1 pseudogene is annotated in these 753 nt (G+C 32.1%); it reads right to left on the minus strand.

What is annotated here, in order from left to right:
• Positions 1–433: pseudogene (locus FOV68_RS23845) on the minus strand (site-specific integrase); the annotation flags it as partial.
• Positions 434–753 lie beyond the last annotated feature (320 nt).

The following is a 753-nucleotide window of genomic DNA, read 5'->3' on the forward strand; positions in this document are numbered from 1 at the left end:
CCCTGTAGCCATCATCTATATTTTTGATAGTTAGCTGACACAACCATTCGAGATATTTTGCTATTGTCGTAAGCCGTATATACTTTGTCGCACTGCATACTCCAGGATGATGATCTTTGATATTAATCACTTTCGCAGTTCTCATCCTCTTCCCGACAAAATCACGCAGAAGATCAACTTCATTATTATCTAGAAATCTGGCTGTTTGAATTCGCTCTTCAATGTCTATGTTGCGTAAAAAAAGAAACCGATAAAAAAGTGCGATACACCCAGCCTGAGTCTCAATTGTTTTTATCGATTCATTACTGTTTCTCAATTGTGTTGTAATAAATAGACATGGATAAAATACCGGAATACCTGTTTTCTTGTTTTTTATAATGCAATAGCGTTCACCATTTTTCATTTTAAACGTTTTAATGCCAAATCTTTCCATAAACTCTCCTTTTTTTTCAGTTAGATTCTTTGCAAAACAGGTATAGGTTAAATATTCAAAAACAATGACCTACAATAATTTTGCAAAAATATTCTATTAATATACCGCTTAATAACTGTCAATAAAGGATGGCACTAAATATTCTTTCCAAATGTTAATAAGGTATATATTAGGATGTTTCTATTTACCTGATACCTTAAAAACACTCTGCGCAGCTTGATATAACTGACTTCGCATTATTACCGTAAAGAATTTTGCAAATTTTATCTTATTTTGACGCTTAATTCTTTCCATTTTTACCGACAACTTTCACAGCATTT

It is taken from the genome of Pantoea sp. paga (assembly GCF_007558755.1).
Lineage (GTDB): Bacteria > Pseudomonadota > Gammaproteobacteria > Enterobacterales > Enterobacteriaceae > Pantoea > Pantoea agglomerans.